Genomic DNA, 18,830 nt, shown 5'->3' with positions numbered 1-18,830 from the left:
CCGCCCCCGGATGATCGAAAATGTTGGATTCTGTTGAATCATAGTCTCATCTGCTGATCGATCGCTGTCAATGGGGGGTGAGATTCGGGTGTGCGTGTGGGAAACCGTTGATAAGCGTTGACATTTCGCTGGTGCAGTGTCGACGATATGGATGTTCGTGTCGGCACTCACACCTTCGGTGGATCCTCGCTTGGGCGGACCGATTCTGGGAGCGATCAAGGAATGACCAACCAGCGCACCATCACCCTGCGGGCCGCCGGGACCGCCCTGGTCCTGCGGGTACCCGACACCGGGCTCCCGCACGTCCTGCACTGGGGTGCGGACCTGCCCGACTTCGAGGGGCTGGCACTGGCGGCCGAACCCCCCGCCGCCAACAACGGCGTCGACGTGCCCACCTACGTCTCCCTGGTGCCGACACAGGGGGAGGGGTGGCGCGGCCATCCCGGGCTGGCCGGGCACCACGAGGGTCGGGTCACCTATCCGGCGTGGTCCAGGGTGGAGGTCGACGTCGACCCGCTGGAGAACGCCGGCCCCGAGGTGGGCGGCCGTGTCACCGTCACCGCCGAGGGCGGTGGGCTCACGCTCCGCACCGAATTGCGTATGGAGGCCGAAGGCCTGGTCCGGGCCCGGCACACCGTCACCAACCTCGATCCGACCCCCTGGACCCTGGACACGCTCAACGTCGTCCTTCCGCTGCCACGGGAGGCCGAGGAGGTCCTGGATCCGACCGGTCGTTGGGTGCGCGAACGCGTCCCGCAACGCTCGCCGTTGGGCATGGGCGCCCGGACGAGGGCTTCGCGCCGAGGCCGTACCGGCCACGACGCCCCGCTCGTGCTCACCGTCGGAACCCCCGGTTTCGGGTTCCGCGAGGGTGAGGTGTGGGGCGTGCACACCGCCTGGAGCGGTGACCACGTCCACCTGGCCGAACGCCTTCCCGAGGGCGCGGGGCAGGCCGACGCGGTCATCGTCGGCGGCGAACTCCTCCACCCCGGCGAGGTACGTCTGGGCCAGGGCGAGTCCCACACCACCCCGTGGGTGTTCCTGAGCTGGTCGGATCAGGGACTGGACGGGCTGTCCGGCCGCTTCCACCGGTGGTTGCGCGCCCGCCCCGAACACCCCTCCTCACCACGTCCGGTGGTGCTCAACACCTGGGAGGCGGTCTACTTCGACCACGACCTGGACCGACTGAGGGAACTCGCCGACACCGCCGCGCGCATCGGTGTGGAACGGTTCGTCCTGGACGACGGCTGGTTCCGTGGCCGCCGCGACGACACCGCCGGCCTCGGCGACTGGACGGTCGACGACGAGGTATGGCCGGACGGACTGCACCCGTTGTTCGACCACGTGCGCTCCCACGGGATGCAGGTCGGGTTGTGGGTCGAACCCGAGATGGTCAACCCCGACTCCGACCTCGGCCGCGCCCACCCGGAGTGGTTCCTCGCCCCGGAGGGCCGCCCCGCCCTGCCCAGCCGCAGCCAGCAGGTGCTGGACCTGGGACGTCCCGAGGCGCTGGAGCACGTGTTCGAGCACCTGGACGCCCTGGTCACCGAGTACCGGCCCGACTACCTCAAGTGGGACCACAACCGCGACCTCCTGGAAGCCGTGCACGCGCCCACCGGTTCCGCCGGGGTCCACCACCAGACCCTCGCCGTGTACGCACTGCTCGACCGGTTGCGGGCCCGCCACCCGGGGTTGGAGATCGAGTCGTGCTCCTCCGGGGGTGGCCGCGTCGACCTGGGCATCCTCGCCCGCACCGACCGGGTGTGGGCCTCCGACAACAACGATCCCCTGGAACGGCTCGCGATCCAGCGGTGGACCGAGCTGCTCCTGCCCCCCGAGCTCATCGGCGGCCACGTGGGCGCCCCGGAGTCGCACACCACCGGCCGGGTCGCGTCACTGCCCACCCGGCTGCTCGCCAGCCTGTTCACCCACGCCGGGATCGAGTGGGACGTCACCACCTGCGACGAGAGCGAACTCGCCGCGCTGGCCTCCTGGATCCGGCTGTACAAGGAAATGCGCCCGCTCCTGCACTCGGGCGACGTGGTGCACGCGGACACCCCCGACCCCGCCGAACAGCTCGACGGCGTGGTGGCCGCGGGCGGTGGCGAGGCGCTGTTCCGGTACGCGCGACCGGAGGCGTCCGTGCGCGCGCTGCCGGGCCGGGTCCGCCTGCCGGGACTGCGCCAGGACCGCCGCTACCTGGTGCGGTGGCGGCAGGAGACGGGGTGGCCCTCGACCATGCAGCAGGTGATGCCGGAGTGGTTCGGCGGTGAGCCCCGCGAGTTCTCCGGGGCGGTCCTCGCCCGTGCCGGACTCCAGATGCCCAACATCAACCCTGGTCAGCTGATCCTGCTCCACCTGAAGGAGGTCTGATGCCCGAGGACACCGCGCTGGAGGGGTTCGCCCCGTCGGCCGGGGCCCGTGCCCCGCGCGCCCGCCTGCGCTCCGACGCGCCCACCCTGGACCTGAACGGCACCTGGCGGTTCCGACTGCTGCCCGAGGCCCCGGAGATCTCCGGGGACACCGGGGCTCCCGGTGGCTTCGAGGCGCCCGACTTCGACGACACGACCTGGAACGACCTCCCGGTGCCCGCCCACTGGCAGCTGCACGGGTACGGGACGCCCGCCTACACCAACGTCCACTATCCCTTCCCGCTCGATCCGCCGTTCGTGCCCGACGAGAACCCGACGGGGGAGTACCGTCGCGCGTTCGACCTCCCCGGGGACCGGCCCGCGGGCGGCGACGCGGTGTTGCGCTTCGACGGCGTGGACTCCTTCTTCCGGCTGTGGGTCAACGGCACCGAGGTGGGGTTCGCGACCGGCAGCCGGCTGGTGAGCGAGTTCGACGTGGGGCACCTGTTGCGTCCGGGACGCAACGTCCTGGCGGTGCGGGTGCACCAGTGGTCCGCCGCGAGCTACCTGGAGGACCAGGACATGTGGTGGCTGTCCGGGATCTTCCGCGACGTCACCCTGCTGGACCGGCCCGCCGAGGGGATCGAGGACGTCGCGGTCGTGGCCGACCACGACCACACCACCGGCATCGGAACCCTGCGCGTGGACGTCGAGGGCTTCCCCGGCGCCCGTCTCCACCTGCCCGAACTCGGACTCACCGACCTCGAACCCGGGGTCGTGCACCGGGTGGGCCCGGTCGAACCGTGGTCGGCCGAGACACCGAGGCTCTACGACGCCGAGGTGGTGGCCCCCGGTGAACGGGTCCGGCTGAGGGTGGGCTTCCGTACCATCGCGATCGAGGACGGGGAGCTGAAGGTCAACGGTCGGCCCCTGCTGCTGCGCGGGGTCAACCGGCACGAATGGCACCCCGACCACGGCCGCGCGGTGTCCCTGGAGGCCATGCGCGAGGACGTGCTGCTGATGAAACGGCACAACGTCAACGCGGTGCGGACCAGCCACTACCCGCCGCACCCGGACTTCCTCGACCTGTGCGACGAGCTGGGCCTGTGGGTGGTGGACGAGTGCGACCTGGAGACCCACGGGTTCGAGGTGGTCGACTGGCGCGGCAACCCCTCCGACGACCCGCGTTGGCGCGACGCCTACCTGGACCGGATCCGGCGGACGGTGGCCCGGGACCGCAACCATCCGTCGATCATTCTGTGGTCGCTGGGCAACGAGTCCGGCCGGGGCGAGAACCTGCGCGCCATGGCCGACTGGGTGCACGAACACGAACCCTCCCGTCCGGTGCACTACGAAGGCGAGTGGGACAGCTCCCACGTGGACGTGTACTCGCGGATGTACCCCGAGCACGACGAGGTCGAGACCATCGGCAAGGGAGAGGAGCCGGTGACCGAGGACCCGGAGGTGGACGACCACCGGCGTTCCCTTCCGTTCGTCCTGTGCGAGTACGCACACGCCATGGGCGCCGGCCCCGGAGGGCTGGAGGAGTACCAACGGCTCTTCGAGCGCCACCCGCGCCTCGTCGGCGGGTTCGTGTGGGAATGGATCGACCACGGGATCCGCCGGCGGGAGCCCGACGGCACCGAGTGGTTCGCCTACGGGGGCGACTTCGGGGAGGTGCTGCACGACGGCAACTTCGTGGCCGACGGTCTGCTGCTGCCCGACCGCACCCCGAGCCCCGGACTGACCGCCCTGGCCCGCACCTTCGCCCCGGTGCGCTTCGCGGTGGACCCCGGGGCGGCGACTGTGGCGGTGGAGAACCTGCTGACGTTCGCCGACACCGCCCACCTGGCCTTCGATTGGGAGGTGGCGGAGGAGGGTGAGGTCTTCGGTGGAGGGACCCTTTCGGTCCCGGTGCTGGCCCCCGGCGAACGGGTCGAGGTGCCGCTGCCGGAGGTGCCCCGAGGTGAGGGCGCGGAGGTCTGGCTGACCGTCACCGCGCATCTGGCCGCCGACCTTCCGTGGGCCGCGATGGGGCACGAGGTGGCCTGGGGACAGGCGCCCCTGGCCGACCGCGGGCCCGCGTCCGAGCAGGCGCCGGCGTATCCGTTGCTCGACGGCGGGGGACTGCGGCTCGGTCCCGGGCTGTTCGACGTCCGAACCGGCCGGTTGCTCTCGGTGGGTGGTCTCGACGTGGGCGAACCCCGCGCGGGGGTGTGGCGTGCCCCCACCGACAACGACGAGGGTCTGCACGGCATGGGGCTCGCCCCGTTCTGGCGGGCGTTCGGACTGGACCGGCTCACCGAACGTCGGGTGGCGGTGAACGTGGCCGACGACGCCTTGGAGGTGCGTACCCGCCTCGCCCCGGCCGCCCGTGACCTGGGCCTGGACGTCGCCTACCGGTGGACCGCCGACGCCCATACGCTCTGGCTGGACCTGACCGTGACGGCGACGGGGGAGTGGATCTGTCCGCTGCCGCGCCTGGGTCTGGACCTCACCCTGCCCGGTGACCTGGGAGCGGTGGAGTGGTTCGGGTACGGGCCCGGTGAGGCCTATCGGGACGTGGCCCAGGGTGTGCGCGTCGGCCGGTTCACCGACACGGTCGACGGACTACAGACCCCCTACCTGCGTCCGCAGGAGAACGGTCGACGTCTCGGCACCCGGTGGTTGGAGCTGTGGGACGAGGCCGGTTCCGGGCTTCGGATCCAGGGCGACCCCGAGTTCGAGTTCACCGCGCGACGGTGGAGCGATCATGAGCTGGACGCGGCCCGGCACCCGCACGAGCTGGTCGCGGGGGACCGGGTCCACCTGCGGGTGGACACCGATCACCACGGGATGGGTTCAGCGTCCTGTGGTCCGGGTGTGCTGCCCGTCCACGGGCTCCTCGCGGGGACCCACCGGCTCCGCGCGGGCTTCACCCGTCTTCGCGGCTGAGGCGGTTCGGCGCGGCGGTCGGTGCGCGGTGAGCTGGACCAGCAGCACCGCCCCGACCGCCGTCAGCGCGCCCAGCCCCTGGAGCGGGGTGAGGGTCTCGTTCAGCACGAGGAAGCCGAGGAGCGTGGCGGTGAGCGGGCTGGCGAAGGACAGGAAGGACACCGCGAGGGCGGGGAGCCGTTCGATGCCGCGGAACCACACCGCGTAGGAGAGCAGCGCGCCGAACAGGCCGAGGTAGACGTAGCCGCCCAGGTTGGCCACGGTGATCGAGGAGGGCAGGCCCTCCAACAGCAGGGTCGGGGGCAGCAGCACGAGTCCGCCGGCGGTGAGCTGCCAGCCGGTGGTCGCGAGCACGCTCACCCCCTCGGGTCGGCCCCAGCGTTTGACGAGCACGATCCCCGAACCCATGCACACCGCGCCGAGTAGACCGGCCCCCACACCGATCGGGTTCAGCGCCGCCTCGGGACCCACCACGAGCAGGGCCACCCCCAAGGCGCCCAGGAGGCAGGCCAGGACATGGGCCGGACGGATGGCCTCGCGCAACAGCAACGTACCGAGCAGCAGCACGATCACCGGCTGGACCGTCATCACCAGGGCGGCGACCCCGCCGGGTAGCAGGTAGGTGGCCACGTAGAGCAGGTAGAGGAAGGCGCCGATGTTGAGGGTGCCCAGGACGAGCGCGCGCCACCACCACACGCCCTTGGGCAGGGACCGGGTGATGAGCAGGAGGAGGAGCCCGGCGGGCAGGGCGCGGGTGAGCGCGGCCAGGAGCGGTCGGTCGGGCGGCAGGAATTCCGTGGTGACCAGGTAGGTGCTGCCCCAGACCATCGGGGCGAGCGCGGTGATCAGGGAGTCGGCGGTGGTCCGCCCACGGCCGCTCACGGTGTTTCCCGGGCGGACTCGGTGACGGAGGGGGCCATCGATTCAACCTTTCGATGTCGAAATGTTCGATATCGAAAGGTTAGGTCGAGTCGATCGGGTCCGTCAAGCGGGCACCGTTATGATCGCGGCATGAACGACGCCGTCGACCTCTACCTCGCCCAGTGGAACCGGGAACGCCCCGACCTCGACGTCTCTTCGATGGCGATCCTCGGCCGGATGAACCGCCTGCATCAGCTCCTGAACCGGGGGGTCGGCGATCACCTGGCCGGGCACGGCCTGGAGCGATGGGAGTTCGACGTGCTCGCCACCCTGAGACGGTCCGGTGCGCCGCACCACCGGCTCAGCGCCAAGGACCTGGTGCGGATGACCATGGTGGGTTCCTCCGCCATGACCAACCGGGTGGACCGCCTGGTCAAACGCGGCCTGGTGCACCGGGAGGTCGACCCCGACAACCGTCGCCGCGTCCTGGTCGGCCTCACCGAAGAGGGGTTCGCGATGGTCGATCGGGTGGTGGAGGACCACGTGGCCAATCAGGCCGGTCTGCTGGAGGGGCTCGACCCGGGCGAAAAGGGACAGCTCGTCCAGCTGCTGCGCAAACTGCTGCTCTCCCTCGGCGACGGCGCCCCCGAAGAGGAGCACCTCCGGACCCGGACATGACGAACAGGGCATGACGAAGGGGAGGCCCCGTCGGGACCTCCCCAGCGTTGGTATTCGGGCTATCGGCCGCCCTTGGGCTTGTCGTCCGGGGACAGGGCGTCCTTGACCTTCTCGCCGGCCTGCTTGAGCTTGGACTTGCTCTGCTCGGTCTTACCCTCGGCCTTCCACTGATCGTTGTCGGTGGCCTTGCCGAGATTCTCCTTGGCCTTGCCCTTGACCTCGTCGAACTTGTTCCCGGCCTTGTCGCTCTCCGACACGGTGGCCTCCTTCGATCGGTTCCACTTGTACCCCTGTCCGATCCGAGCGCGTGGCAATCATGTCGCGGGCAACGGATGTGTCGGGAGCGGTCGGAAGTGAGGGAGGACACTCCGTGGGAGATCAGGGGGCGATGGGCACGACCGAGGCGAAGGGGGCGTGCGTGGACAGCCGCTGCTCGATGCCGCCGCGGACCATCGTCTTGGCGGTGCGGACGGCGTCACCGACGGCCGCGCCCTTGGCCAGTTCGGCGGTGATCGCGGCCGCGAAGGTGCAGCCGGCGCCGCTCACGCGCTCCTCACCGATCTTCGGTCCGCTCAGCACGGTGGCCTCTTCGCCGTCGAAGTAGACGTCGACCGCGTCGGGCCCGGGCAGCTCCGTACCGCCCTTGACGACCACGTGCTTCGGGCCGAGCTCGTGGATGCGACGGGCCGCCTCGATCAGGTCGTCGACGGTCTCCAGGCTCTCCATGCCGGAGAGGGTGCGGGCCTCGAAGTGGTTCGGGGTGATGACGGTGGCCAGCGGCAGGATCTGCGCGGTCAGGGCCTTGTCGGTGTCCAGGGCCGCGCCCGGCTCCTGCCCCTTGCAGATGAGGACGGGGTCCAGGACCACGTGCCGCCAGGTCTGACGCTGGAGCGCCTCGGAGACGACATCGATGGTGTCGGGGGTGCCGAGCATGCCGATCTTCACGACGTCCAGGTCGTGGCAGCTGGTGGCGGCCTCGATCTGGTCGGTGATGACACCCGGGTCGACCGGTACGAATCGGTGGCCCCAGCCGTTCTTCGGGTCGAAGGAGACGATGCAGGTGATCGTTCCGACGCCGTAGACGCCCAGTTCCTGGAAGGCCTTGAGGTCGGCCTGGATGCCGGCGCCACCGGTGGCCTCCGACCCTGCGATCACGTACGCGCGGTTGGTCATCGGATGCCAACCTCCCTCTGCTCGTTGTGCGGTTGCGCGGTGTCGGGGCCCTGACGGGTCACGAACCCTCTGAATATTGCACCACAGCTGGTCATATCCGGCATATCGGATGTCCGTCGTAGTGCGGTCATCCTGAAAAGTCTAGTCGGCGACCACTGCCTCACCGTTCGGTGAGGAGCCGGTCGGTGCTGTCGTACCCGCTCGCGTAGGCGCCCTCCACGGTGTTCTCCCCTGTGGTCGGCTCACCCGCGAAGTACAGCGCGCCCTCCAACGGAGCGGCCAGCGTGGGCGGGGCGTCGTGCGCGCCGGGCGGGACGTACAGGTACGCGCCCCGGCTGAACTCGTCGGCCGCCCAGTCGTGCGTGGTCCGCGCGACGGGTTCGGGCACTTCCTCCCCCAACGATTCCGACAGCGCCGCGATTCCGGCGGCGAACCGCTCCTCGATCCCCAGGTCCAGCAGACGTCGAGCGTTCTCCCCGGCCGACCATGCGACCACGACCTCCGGGTCCTTCCGGGACAGACACCAGAAGACGAACCCCGAGTCCTCGTCCCAACCGAGTACGTCCTCGTCCTCGGGGAAGACCGCCCGATCGAACTCGTACACGAGCTTGAGGGCGTCGGTCCGGTCCAGTGACTCCACCGCGTCGCGGTACGCGCCCGGCAAGGCGGGGTCGAAGACCACGTCCCCCTCCTTCAGCACCCCGATCGGCAGCGCGACCACACAGCGATCGGCGCGCACCTCCAACGTCCCCCGGGGGTTCTCCGCGAACACGTCCACGCCCCCGCCCGACCAGCGCACCCGGCGTACCGCGTGCGAGAGCCGAACGTCCAGGTCATAGACGAGGGGCGGCAGGATCCGGTCGTAGCCGCCCACCACCCGGAAGTTCTCTCGGGGCGCCGACCACCAGTCGAACAGGCCGGACCCGCTCATCCACAGCGCGCTCCACCGGTGCAGCGGTTCGTTGTCGAGGGACACCGGCGGCCACCGCTCCTCCGGCACACCCATGCGGCGCAGGTACGCGGCGGCGTCCTCGATCACGTTCGGTGGTTCGGGGGTCTCCAACGGTCGATGGCTCCCGGACCCGTGGCGCACGCGGACGGTCTCGGCCCGGGCCTCCTTCACCAGTTCCCAGGTGTAGGCCTCCCGTCCGTGGATCAGGCCCGCGCCCAGTTCCACCGGCACGGAGGTGAAGTCGTGGTCGGTGTGCAATTGGCCGCCGATCCGGTCCTTGGCCTCCAGGACCACCACGGACAGACCGTGGTCGACGAGGTTGCGCGCCGCCGACAGACCGGTCACCCCGGCGCCCACCACGACCACGTCCCACCGTTCCCGGCGCCGGGCGGTGTCACCGGCCGGCAGGAGCGCGCCGCCCAGCAGTACACCCCCGCCCAGCAGTACGGATCTGCGGCTCGGCGGGCGCGATGCGTGATCACCCGCCCGTGGAACGTCCGCCTTCATGCCGCCTCCCGCGCCTCGCCGAGGTCGCACCCCCGGCGGGTACGCCACCCCGGCATTATCCAGGGTTCGGGCTTGCGCTCATAAAAATATGCCCGTAATATTTTTATATGCCACGCACCGCCGACCACGACGAGAGAAAGCGGCAGGTCGCCGAAGCCCTGCTGCGCACCGTTGCCCGCAAGGGCCTGGCCAAGACCACGCTGGCCGACGTCGCCGACGAACTCGGTGCCTCGGTCGGCCTGGTCCAGCGCTACTTCCGGAGCAAGAGCGCTCTACTCCGGTTCGGGATCGAACACATGTACCGGCGCAGTGAGGAGCGATTCCGGGAGGTGGAGCTGGATCCCCCGCTGCGCGACCTCCTTCAGAGGCTGGCGCTGACCCTTCTGCCCCTGGACGAGGAACGACGCCTGGAACTCACCGTCTGGCTGGAGTTCCTGCCCGCCACCATCACCGATCCCGAGATGGCCGAGCTGCACGCCTACGCCACGGGCCAGGTCGTGTCGGGCTTCGAACAGGTGCTCACCGGGGCGGGGAAGACGGGTGAACTGATCGAGGGGCTGGAGCCCGGACCGGAGGCCCGAGCCCTCTACGCGCTGGTGGACGGCCTGACCATCCACCAGCTGACCAACCCGGACCTCTACGACGACACCGGAGCCCGGCTCATGCTCCGGCGCCACATCGACCGGCTCTTCGGCGTCACCGAGACGGCTGATACCGACGAGACCGCCGAGGGCGCCGACGGAGACGACGGCGTCGACGCGAAGGAGTCCTGACATGACCCGTGTCACGGGGGCCACGGAGTCCCGGAACACAGCACGTACGAGCGGACGACTGCCCCTGATCGACGTCCTGCGCGGGGTGGCCATCCTGGGCACGCTGGCCACCAACGTGTGGCTGTTCACCGCTCCGGGCGGTGAGTCCGTGATGCTCGCCGGTAACGGCGAGCTGGGGCCGATGTCCGCCTTCCTGGAGAACCCATCGGCGGGCACCTTCGCGGAGGGGCTCTTCCGAGCGGCCGCCAACGGCAAGTTCCTGGCCCTGCTCACCCTGTTGTTCGGCGTGGGACTGGCCATCCAGTTCGGTTCGGCTGCCAAGAGGGGCACGCGGTGGCCAGGGCCCTACAAGTGGCGGGCGCTCTTCCTCTTCGTCGAGGGCGCGGTGCACTTCACCCTGGTCTTCGCCGCGGACGTGCTCATGGGGTACGCGCTGGTATCCCTGCTGGTGGCGTGGCTGCTCACCCGGTCGGAGAGGTTCCGCGACACGGTGATGTGGTTGTCCTTGGCGGTGCATCTGGCCGTGATGGGACTGTTGACCACCGCCCTGGTCCTCCTTCCCACGTCGGACGAGGGGGTACCGAGGGAGTGGGTCGACCTCTACGCGCACGGCTCCTACATCGACCAGATCGCCTTCCGCCTGGACAACGTCGTGTCCCTGCGGGCGGAAGCGATCATCACCTTCGCGATGATGGTGTTCATGTTCCTGGTGGGCGTTCGTCTGTTCCGGGCCGGCGCCTTCGGAGCGGACCCGACGGGACGGCGGATCCGGTCCCGGCTGTTGGGCTGGGGCATGGGCCTGGGGGTGCCGCTGACCCTGATCGCCTCCCTGGCCGGCCCGGACTGGTTCCTGGTGGATCGCTACGTGGTCGCCCCGTTGGTGGCCCTGGGCCTGATCGGCCTGGTGGGTCGGCTGCTGGACCGTGTCGGGGGAGACGGGCCGGTGGCGACTTCGATGAGCGCGCTCGGCCGGATGGCGATGACCGGATACCTGGCGCAGAACGTCATCCTGATGGTCCTCTGCTATGGCTTCGGCCTCGGGCTGGCGGAGCGGGTGGCCGGTACCGGGCCATGGTGGGTCCTGGGCCTGTGGTTCGGGGTGTCCCTGTTGCTGTTGGTCGCCTCGACCCTCTGGCAGCGCCGATACGATCATGGACCGATGGAGGCCCTGCAGAAGCGGGTGCTGTCCCGTGCGCGCTGAACGAGAACGTCGACAGGAAGGGCGGATCGAGGTGAACCACGGTCGTGTGGCGGGCATCCAACCCCATATGCCCGACACGAATCCCCAAGCGGCCTTCCTGAACCTCTTGGCCTCCACCTACGCCCGGTACGGCGTCGAGATCCAGGCGTTCCCACCCACCGGGATGCGTCTCCCACTGCCACCGAACGACCAGGGCCGCGACTCCTTCGACATCGACTACGCGGACACCGTCGCCCAGGTGTTCCAGTACCCGGAGGAGCAACACCCGGAGTTCGCCGAGCAGATCGTGTTCGGCATGATGCGGCAGCTGCGCTCGCGAGGCATCGCCTTCGGCACCCACTATCCGCCCCTGTCCACGGACCTGGCCCGACTTGCCATGCTGGCCGCGGTGGGTTCACGCGGGCTGAAGGCCCAGTTCGACTTCCCCGACTCCCTCCTGCTGACACTGCCGGACGGGGGCACGATAAGGAAGGACGTGGGCGGTCTCCTCCCCCTGCTCGAAGGGTTGGACGAGGAGCACGCCGTGGAGAAGGCGGTCGAGTTCGCCGCGGCCCTGGAGAACCAGGTCTCGGACATGGGAACGCCCGTCACCCCCGAGGGGAGGCTGCGCACCCGCCTCTATCCGGAGTCGTCCTTCCCCGAGGGCGTGCTGGCACAGATCGTGGCCCGGCCGCTGGTCCCCGGGGTGGCGGAGGTCGTGGTCCTCGACCTCCCCGACACCATCCGGCCGCTGAACCCGGGTGACCTCGAAAGGCTCGGCCTGAGCGCGGAGCAGGCCTTCGACCGGGCCATCGAAGGCGCCCTGAGCGAACCGGTCGAGGTCGCCCGCATGGACGCCCTGGGCACCCCCATCGTGCACATCGGCAGCGACAACGGCTTCTACGTCGGCTCCCACCTGCATGTCCTCGCCCGTCACCTGGGAGAGGCCCGATACGGGGCACTCGTGGTGTTCCCGTCTCCGCCCGTGGTGATGGCGCACGTCCTGGGCGAGAGCGACAATCCGCTCGGCGCGATGAGCACCCTCCAGGACCTGGCCGCGCGCTTCACCGCCGACACCGACAAGCCCATCAGCGACAAGCTGTACTGGTGGCGGCCGGAATCGGCCGCCGGCGGTCGCCCCCGCCTGGTGGAGGTCCGGGTCGAACTCGACGAGCAGACCCAGAGGGCGGGCGTGTACTCCGAGGACGAGGACTTCATCCCCCTCCTACGGTCGCTGAACTGACCGGTCCCCGTGGAACGAACCTGATGGTTCGGTCAACTTGATCGAGGGGTGTCGGCACGCTTCGGGAACTGTCCCGGCCGACGCCCCTCACCCGGTCCGCCCGCGTATGTCTGTCCGACACGCAGCCACTCCTCGGCCGCCGCGCCCCGTGTTCTCAGATCGGTGTCGGCGACGTGCCTGCGGCGGGTCAGTACCAGACAGAACTCCAGCGCGTCCCCGCTGACGACGTCCTCGGCCTCGTCGGGACCCAACCGCCAGAGCCCGCCGCCGGGCGCGGTCAACTCCACCCGCACCGGGCTCTCCGGGGCGGTGAGGCCGCGGGCGAGGTAACTGTAGGAACGCACCCGCAGCGCGAGATGGGCGACGTGCCGGAGCCGGTCGGTGGGCTCGCGCACCGCCCCGAGGGCGTCGACGACGTCCTGACCGTGCGCCCAGGTCTCCATCAGCCGCGCCGTGGCCTTGGACGCCACACTCATCGGCGGCCCGAACCAGGGCACGCGGGTCCCCGCGGGTGCCTCGACCAAGGCCTTCCGCAACGCCGACGAGACCCGTCGCCACTCCACCGACAGGTCGGCGGGGCCGAGCGCCGCCAGCGGCGCCGACGCCGTGTCCACGAACCCGTCCGGGTCCGCCATGGCACCGGTCAGAAGCCGGTCGAAACCCGCCGGGTCGGTCAGGGCGGTGAGCGCGGCCCCGTCGAAGAACGCCAGGTGCGCCACCTGGTCGGTGATGGTCCACCCGGGAGCGGGCGTGGGCCTCGCCCAGTCGGCGGGGTCGATCCCCGCCAGGAGCGCGGCGAGTCCCTCCTGTTCGGCGCGCAGGTCTTCGACGAGGGCGTGCGTGTCGACCACGGGAACTCCTCCAGGGGGCGGTCGGCCAACAGAGTTGACCAACGTGTCATGTTCTGTGCACCATAACAAAATGTGAAGTGGATCTCTCCGGGGAGAGGGTGCGAGATGAACACGACCGAGGCCCACGGGACCGACCGATGGAACACACCCGAGCGCGCCGCGCTGCGCGAGACCGTCCGTACCTTCGCGGCCAAGGAGATCCTGCCGCACGTGGAACGGTGGGAGGACGAGGGCGAACTCCCGCGCGAGCTGCACCGGGCCGCCGCCAGGATCGGGCTGCTCGGACTCGGCACACCGGAGTCGGTGGGCGGCGAGGGCGAGATGATCGACCAGCTCGTCGTGTCCGAGGAGGCCGTCCTGAACGGGGTGCCCACCGGGGTGCTGGCCTCCCTGTTCACCCACGGCATCGCGTTGCCCGCCCTGGTCGCCGACGGCCGTGAACACCTGGTGCGCGACTATGTCCGCCCCACCTTGGCGGGCGAACGCGTGTGCGCCCTCGCCATCACCGAACCGGACGCCGGATCCGACGTCGCCCACCTGCGCACCCGGGCGGTCCGCGACGGCGACGAATGGGTGCTCGACGGGGCCAAGACCTTCATCACCTCCGGCTACCGGGCCGACTTCGTGACCGTGGCGGCCCGCACCTCCGACACCGGGCACGAGGGCATCTCCCTGTTCGTCGTGGACCGCGGCACCCCCGGCTTCACCGCCACCCGCAGGCTCGACAAGATGGGCTGGCGCTCCTCCGACACCGCCGAACTCTCGCTGGTGGACGTGAGGGTCCCCGCCGATCACCTGGTGGGCCGGGTCGACCGGGGCTTCTTCCAGATCATGGACCAGTTCGCGAGCGAACGGATCGCGATGTCCGTGCAGGCCTGCGCGGTGGCGCGGCGTTGTGTGGACCTGTCCGTCGCGTGGGTGCGCGAACGCGAGGCCTTCGGCGGCCCGCTCTCCAAACGCCAGGTCCTGCGCCACCGCCTGGTGGAGATGCACCGCCGCACCGAGGTCGCCACCAACTACGTGCGTCGCGTCGCCGAACGGCTCCAGGACGGGGAACCCCTCATCGCCGAGGTGGCGATGGCCAAGAACACCGCCACCGAGGCCATGGACCACGTGGTCGACAACGCCGTTCAGCTGCACGGCGGCATGGGGTTCATGCGCGGGACCGAGGTGGAGCGGCACTACCGCGACGCGAGGGTTTTCAGCATCGGCGGCGGCACCTACGAGATCATGAACGAGGTCATCGCGAAGTTCCTCCCCTTGAGGTGACCGGACCGACTCGTGGGGAGCGAAGGGACGGGGACGACCAGTGCGAACCAGGACTCGGGCCGGACGACCGCCCACCGAACGCGGCCGCCGTAAACGGGGCGTCCTCGTGCAGGCGGCCCGGGAGGTCTTCGAGGAACAGGGGTTCGAGGACACTCGGATCGCCCAGATCACCGGGCGGGCCGGCGTCGCCTACGGGAGCTTCTACACCTACTTCGACTCCAAGGAGACGGTCTTCCACGAGGTCGCCAAGGGGGTGGCGGGGGAGATGTTCGACGCCGCCCGATCGGCGGCGCCGACCGGCACCGAACCGGTCGACCGGATCCGCCACGCCACCGAACGGTTCCTGGCGGCCTACCGGGACAACGCGCGGATCATGCAGGTCATCGAGCAGATCTCACCGCGACACCCGGAGTTCCGCAGCCTCTTCCTGGAGATCCGCGGTCTGTTCGTCGAACGGATCGTCACGGGCACACGACGGCTCCAAGAGGAGGGGCTGGCCTCCACCGACATCGACGTGCCCGCCACCGCGAGCATGCTCGGCGGCATGGTGGAGCACACCGCCCGCATGCTGTTCCTGTACGGCGAGGACCACGACCCCGACGTGGTGGTGGAGACCGCCACCCGGCTGTGGGCGCGGGGGATCGGCCTCGACAGTGCTTTTTAGAGGCCTGTGCAGAACCCTCTCCGGACCCGAACCGGTAACCCCCGTGGTTCCCTGAGCGGAACCTGGACCGGTGCGGAACGTACAAGACCCGCGGGCCGGTGCGGGGCGAGGATCTCCTCATGGAGACCACAGAGAAGCCCGTGCGCTTCGACACCAAGATCGCCGTCCTGCTCCGTGACGACCTGGCCGTCTGGCAGCGGCTCAACGTCACCGCCTTCCTGGTCAGCGGGCTCGGCACCCGGGTCCCCGAACTGATCGGGCGACCCTATGAGGACGCCGATGGCAACGGGTACCTGCCGATGTTCCGCCAACCGCTCCTGGTCTTCGAGGCCGACAAGGAGACCATCACCAAGGCCCACGCCCGCGCCCTGAATCGGGCTGTGGAACTCTCGGTGTTCACCTCGGACCTGTTCGGCACCGGCCACGACGACGACAACCGGGCCGCGGTGCGAGCGGTGCCGGCGAGCGACCTCGACCTGGTGGGAATGGCCGTGCACGGACCGAGGAACGGGGTGGACAAGATCGTCAAGGGCGCCCGGATGCACGGCTGAGCGTCCCGGACGGCCGGCGGGCCCGCGCGTAGCGTCCCGGTGGCAGACCCAACACCCGCGTGAAGTGCCGGTTCAGGTGGGCCTGATCGTGAAACCCCGCGGTCGCCGCGACGTCCTTGGGCGCCATCCCGTCGAGCAACAACCGGCGGGCCAGGTCCACCCGCCGACCCACCAGGTAGCGATGCGGGGGCATGCCGAACCGGCGGGTGAACACCCGTGCCAGGTGGGTGGGGTGGGCGTACAACGACGCCGAGGCTTCGGCCAGGGTCAGCCCCGGCACCGTTCGAGCGTCGAGGAGGTCGCGCAGTGCGTCGGCCAACCCGGGGTCGTCGGGACGCGGCGCGGGACCCACGGAATCGGCCAGGTGCAGGCGCAACCGTTCGCGGACCAGGGCCAATCGACTCTCCGCCTCCAGTTCGTCACCGGGCCGCAGCAGCGCCCCGTGCAGGAGGTGGATGCGGTTCCGCAACAGGAGGTCGTCGAACATGGGGTGGTCCACCGACCGTCCCACGAGCCCGGGGTCGATCTGTTCGGGCTCCAGGTACAGCACCCGTTTGCGCAGCCCCTGCTCGGTCATCGGGGTGCCGTTGTGCGGGACGTCCGGCGGCAACAGGGTGACCGTCCGGTCCAACGCCCCGTGCTCGTGTCGCCCCAGGTCGTAGCGGACCGTACCGGCGTCGATGATGAGCAGCGTCCAGGACCGGTGCGTGTGCATCGGGTAGGCGTGTCGGCGCATGTGGGTGTGGAACACCTCGGTGACGCCCTCGACCCCCGGCCGGAGGGCCACCGTGTCGGCGAGGCCGTCCATGGTCCGCATCTTAGATGACGGAGGCCGGTCCGATCGGCGACGGACGGGGCCTTCCGTAGCCCCTGGTCCGGTTTTCGGTCCGACCTTCGTAGGTGTGCGTTCTCGTTCCCGCGGTCGATGTTTCGGCCGGTTCCCGTCCGTAATTTTGTTGTCACAGCGAATGAAGTGACATCAACGCCGAAGGGTCGAGAAATGAGCCACAGCCGAGAGAAGCGGATCAGGACGCGTGTCGGTACGGTCGGTGCGGGAGCCCTGCTCGCAGCGATCGCCCTGAGTGCCCCGGCCAACGCCGTCATCGGTGGAACGGACGCGACCGAGGAGTACCCCTTCATGACGGCGCTCTACAACGATCAGGGCGAGCACTACTGCGGTGGTGCGCTGGTGGACGCAGAATGGGTGTTGACGGCGGGGCACTGCACCGATGCCGAGAACATCGCGGTGCGGGTCGGCAGCACCGACCGTGGCAGTGGCGGCAGCGAGCGCGAGGTGAGCGAGACCGTCCTGCACCCCGAGTACGAGGTCGAAGACGTGAGCGACGACCCCGACTACCCCATCTCGCAGTACCTGCTGCACAACGACATGGCCCTGCTCCGGTTGGACGCTCCGGTCGACGAGACCCCCATCGACATCGCCGCCGAGTCGGCCGCCCCCGGCACACCGGTGCGAGGACTGGGCTGGGGCATGGTCGACGAATTCGGTGAGGAGGAGAAGCCCACCGTCCTCCAACAGCTGGACACCGAGGTCATCGAACCCGACCGGTGCGCGGACATGGACGAGGACGGTGACCTGTGTTCGGAGCACCCCACCGAGGAGGCCCAGATGTGCATCTCCGACTCCGGCGGCCCGGTCGTGCGGGGCGAGGAGGGCGACTGGGAACTCGCGGGCGTGGTCAGCGGTGACGGTGACTTCGACGTCGACCCGTCCTGCGTGGGCCCGATGGTGCTGACCGACCCGGTCGCCCACGGCGACTGGATCACCGAGACCATCTCGACCGGTGCCCATGCCCCCGAGGCGCGCCGGGCCGGAGAACCGGTGACCACCTCCTGAGGGGCGGGACTCAGCGTAGGCCGAAGATCGTCCGGGCGACCAACGGACCGACCACGACCGACACCAGTCCATGCGGCGGCGACTGACGGAACAGGGCCGGTCGGGTCGGCTCCGAGGCCGCGCGGCGGGCGGCGGGCGCGGGCGCGCACGGACACGTTCGACCGTCACGGGTTGACGTGTCCGCCGGCATCGTCCGGAAACGGTCAGTACGGAACCGCAGGTCAACGAGAGCGGCGGGGCAGGGCGTCCCACCACGTGAACCCGGACCGTACGACGTATTTGGGGGAACAGTCCATGGGTGGCATTTCCAAGTTCACGAAGATCTCCGGCGTGGCCCTGCTGACCGCCGCGTTCATCGGAGGTGGCACGCTCACCGCCTCCACGGCCCTGGCCGACGACGAACCGATCGCCCCCGCCGACGCTCCCGAGATCATGGAGCGGCCCTGGCCCGAGTACCCGGCCGACGGCGAGACGCACAACAACATCTGGGTGGCGACGACCCTCCTGCACGCCCAGCCCGACCCGAGCGGTGACCCGTACTGGGACCAGGACTCGACCAACACCTGGAACCCGGAGATCGAGGAGGTCCTGCTCGGCTACCAGGACGACAAGGACCTCGGTGAGCACGGGGAACTCAAGGAGGAGATGTGGCAGCACTTCTCCGACATCCAGTTCCAGGACGGCGTCTCGTGGGGGCCCGGGAACAGCCGTGACTATTACGACACGGGTGACAGCGGTCCCGGCGTCTACGCCCTGCAATCCATGCTCATCGACCACGGGTACCTGGATTCGACCCAGCTGGACGGGCAGTACGGCGAGATCACCAAGCTGAACGTGACCCGGTTCCAGTCCGACCAGGTGTGCGACCAGGTGAGCGTCAGCGAGGCGGCCTGCGTCGACGGGCTGACCGGTGAGGTCACCTGGCGTGCCCTGGTCTCGGCCGACGTCGAGTGACACTCATCGAACGTGGGCTCCCCACCCGCCGTGG

The 18,830-nt window shown here is 69.8% G+C and carries 17 protein-coding genes; 11 read left to right on the top strand and 6 right to left on the bottom strand.

What is annotated here, in order from left to right; translation table 11 throughout:
• The first annotated feature begins 222 nt into the window (after positions 1–222).
• Entirely contained in the window at positions 223–2,373 is a 2,151-nt protein-coding gene (locus tag BQ8420_RS00415; protein ID WP_087095785.1) for an alpha-galactosidase, read from the top strand.
• Positions 2,373–5,285, top strand: a complete 2,913-nt coding sequence (locus BQ8420_RS00410; protein ID WP_087095784.1) for a glycoside hydrolase family 2 TIM barrel-domain containing protein — start codon at positions 2,373–2,375, stop codon at positions 5,283–5,285. The genes BQ8420_RS00415 and BQ8420_RS00410 overlap by 1 nt, the downstream gene beginning before the upstream one ends.
• On the opposite strand, the gene BQ8420_RS00405 is transcribed toward BQ8420_RS00410, so the two are convergent.
• Positions 5,193–6,167 carry an EamA family transporter gene (locus tag BQ8420_RS00405; RefSeq protein ID WP_087095783.1) on the bottom strand — a complete coding sequence of 325 codons (975 nt, stop codon included), beginning with the start codon at positions 6,165–6,167 and terminating at the stop codon, positions 5,193–5,195. The genes BQ8420_RS00410 and BQ8420_RS00405 overlap by 93 nt on opposite strands.
• Before the next feature lie 129 nt (positions 6,168–6,296).
• Between BQ8420_RS00405 and BQ8420_RS00400 the strand changes: the two genes are divergently transcribed.
• On the top strand, positions 6,297–6,824 hold the full coding sequence (locus BQ8420_RS00400) for a MarR family winged helix-turn-helix transcriptional regulator (RefSeq protein WP_087095782.1): 528 nt from the start codon (positions 6,297–6,299) through the stop codon (positions 6,822–6,824).
• 59 nt (positions 6,825–6,883) lie between these two features.
• Here the strand turns inward: BQ8420_RS00400 and BQ8420_RS00395 are convergent, their stop codons facing one another.
• From BQ8420_RS00395 to BQ8420_RS00385, 3 genes are all read right to left on the bottom strand, one after another.
• A complete protein-coding gene (locus BQ8420_RS00395; protein ID WP_087095781.1) occupies positions 6,884–7,081 on the bottom strand; it encodes a CsbD family protein in 198 nt (65 codons plus the stop codon).
• A gap of 121 nt (positions 7,082–7,202) precedes the next feature.
• Complete coding sequence (gene thiD / locus BQ8420_RS00390; RefSeq protein WP_087095780.1) at positions 7,203–7,997, bottom strand: bifunctional hydroxymethylpyrimidine kinase/phosphomethylpyrimidine kinase; 795 nt, start codon at positions 7,995–7,997, stop codon at positions 7,203–7,205.
• A 160-nt stretch (positions 7,998–8,157) separates the two neighbouring features.
• Entirely contained in the window at positions 8,158–9,456 is a 1,299-nt protein-coding gene (locus BQ8420_RS00385; protein WP_087095779.1) for an NAD(P)/FAD-dependent oxidoreductase, read from the bottom strand.
• A gap of 107 nt (positions 9,457–9,563) precedes the next feature.
• On the opposite strand from BQ8420_RS00385, the gene BQ8420_RS00380 reads away from it, so the two are divergent.
• From BQ8420_RS00380 to BQ8420_RS00370, 3 genes are all read left to right on the top strand, one after another.
• Positions 9,564–10,229, top strand: coding sequence for a TetR/AcrR family transcriptional regulator (locus BQ8420_RS00380; RefSeq protein WP_087095778.1), 666 nt, complete (start codon positions 9,564–9,566; stop codon positions 10,227–10,229).
• A 1-nt stretch (position 10,230) separates the two neighbouring features.
• Complete coding sequence (locus BQ8420_RS00375) at positions 10,231–11,430, top strand: DUF418 domain-containing protein (protein ID WP_087095777.1); 1,200 nt, start codon at positions 10,231–10,233, stop codon at positions 11,428–11,430.
• A 67-nt stretch (positions 11,431–11,497) separates the two neighbouring features.
• Positions 11,498–12,652 carry a hypothetical protein gene (locus BQ8420_RS00370; RefSeq protein WP_087095814.1) on the top strand — a complete coding sequence of 385 codons (1,155 nt, stop codon included), beginning with the start codon at positions 11,498–11,500 and terminating at the stop codon, positions 12,650–12,652.
• Positions 12,653–12,684: 32 nt separating this feature from the next.
• Here BQ8420_RS00370 and BQ8420_RS00365 read toward each other — a convergent pair whose 3' ends face one another.
• The gene (locus tag BQ8420_RS00365) at positions 12,685–13,503 is read right to left on the bottom strand and encodes a TIGR03084 family metal-binding protein (RefSeq protein WP_087095776.1); all 819 of its coding nucleotides are present in this window, start codon (positions 13,501–13,503) and stop codon (positions 12,685–12,687) included.
• A 105-nt stretch (positions 13,504–13,608) separates the two neighbouring features.
• On the opposite strand from BQ8420_RS00365, the gene BQ8420_RS00360 reads away from it, so the two are divergent.
• From BQ8420_RS00360 to BQ8420_RS00350, 3 genes are all read left to right on the top strand, one after another.
• Complete coding sequence (locus BQ8420_RS00360; RefSeq protein WP_087095775.1) at positions 13,609–14,772, top strand: acyl-CoA dehydrogenase family protein; 1,164 nt, start codon at positions 13,609–13,611, stop codon at positions 14,770–14,772.
• A 40-nt stretch (positions 14,773–14,812) separates the two neighbouring features.
• The gene (locus tag BQ8420_RS00355; RefSeq protein ID WP_087095774.1) at positions 14,813–15,436 is read left to right on the top strand and encodes a TetR/AcrR family transcriptional regulator; all 624 of its coding nucleotides are present in this window, start codon (positions 14,813–14,815) and stop codon (positions 15,434–15,436) included.
• A 119-nt stretch (positions 15,437–15,555) separates the two neighbouring features.
• Positions 15,556–15,987: a DUF2000 domain-containing protein gene (locus tag BQ8420_RS00350; RefSeq protein ID WP_087095773.1), complete on the top strand. Its 432-nt coding sequence runs from the start codon at positions 15,556–15,558 to the stop codon at positions 15,985–15,987.
• On the opposite strand, the gene BQ8420_RS00345 is transcribed toward BQ8420_RS00350, so the two are convergent.
• Complete coding sequence (locus BQ8420_RS00345) at positions 15,962–16,795, bottom strand: AraC family transcriptional regulator (RefSeq protein ID WP_087095813.1); 834 nt, start codon at positions 16,793–16,795, stop codon at positions 15,962–15,964. The two genes, BQ8420_RS00350 and BQ8420_RS00345, sit on opposite strands and share 26 nt — an antisense overlap.
• Positions 16,796–16,987: 192 nt before the next feature.
• Between BQ8420_RS00345 and BQ8420_RS00340 the strand changes: the two genes are divergently transcribed.
• Positions 16,988–17,842: a trypsin-like serine protease gene (locus tag BQ8420_RS00340; RefSeq protein ID WP_087095772.1), complete on the top strand. Its 855-nt coding sequence runs from the start codon at positions 16,988–16,990 to the stop codon at positions 17,840–17,842.
• A 294-nt stretch (positions 17,843–18,136) separates the two neighbouring features.
• A complete protein-coding gene (locus tag BQ8420_RS00335) occupies positions 18,137–18,796 on the top strand; it encodes a peptidoglycan-binding protein (protein ID WP_087095771.1) in 660 nt (219 codons plus the stop codon).
• The last annotated feature ends 34 nt before the right edge of the window (positions 18,797–18,830 follow it).

It is taken from the genome of Nocardiopsis sp. JB363 (assembly GCF_900143625.1).
In the GTDB taxonomy this organism is placed as follows: domain Bacteria; phylum Actinomycetota; class Actinomycetes; order Streptosporangiales; family Streptosporangiaceae; genus Nocardiopsis.
This window is presented reverse-complemented; position numbering and strand designations above follow the sequence as displayed.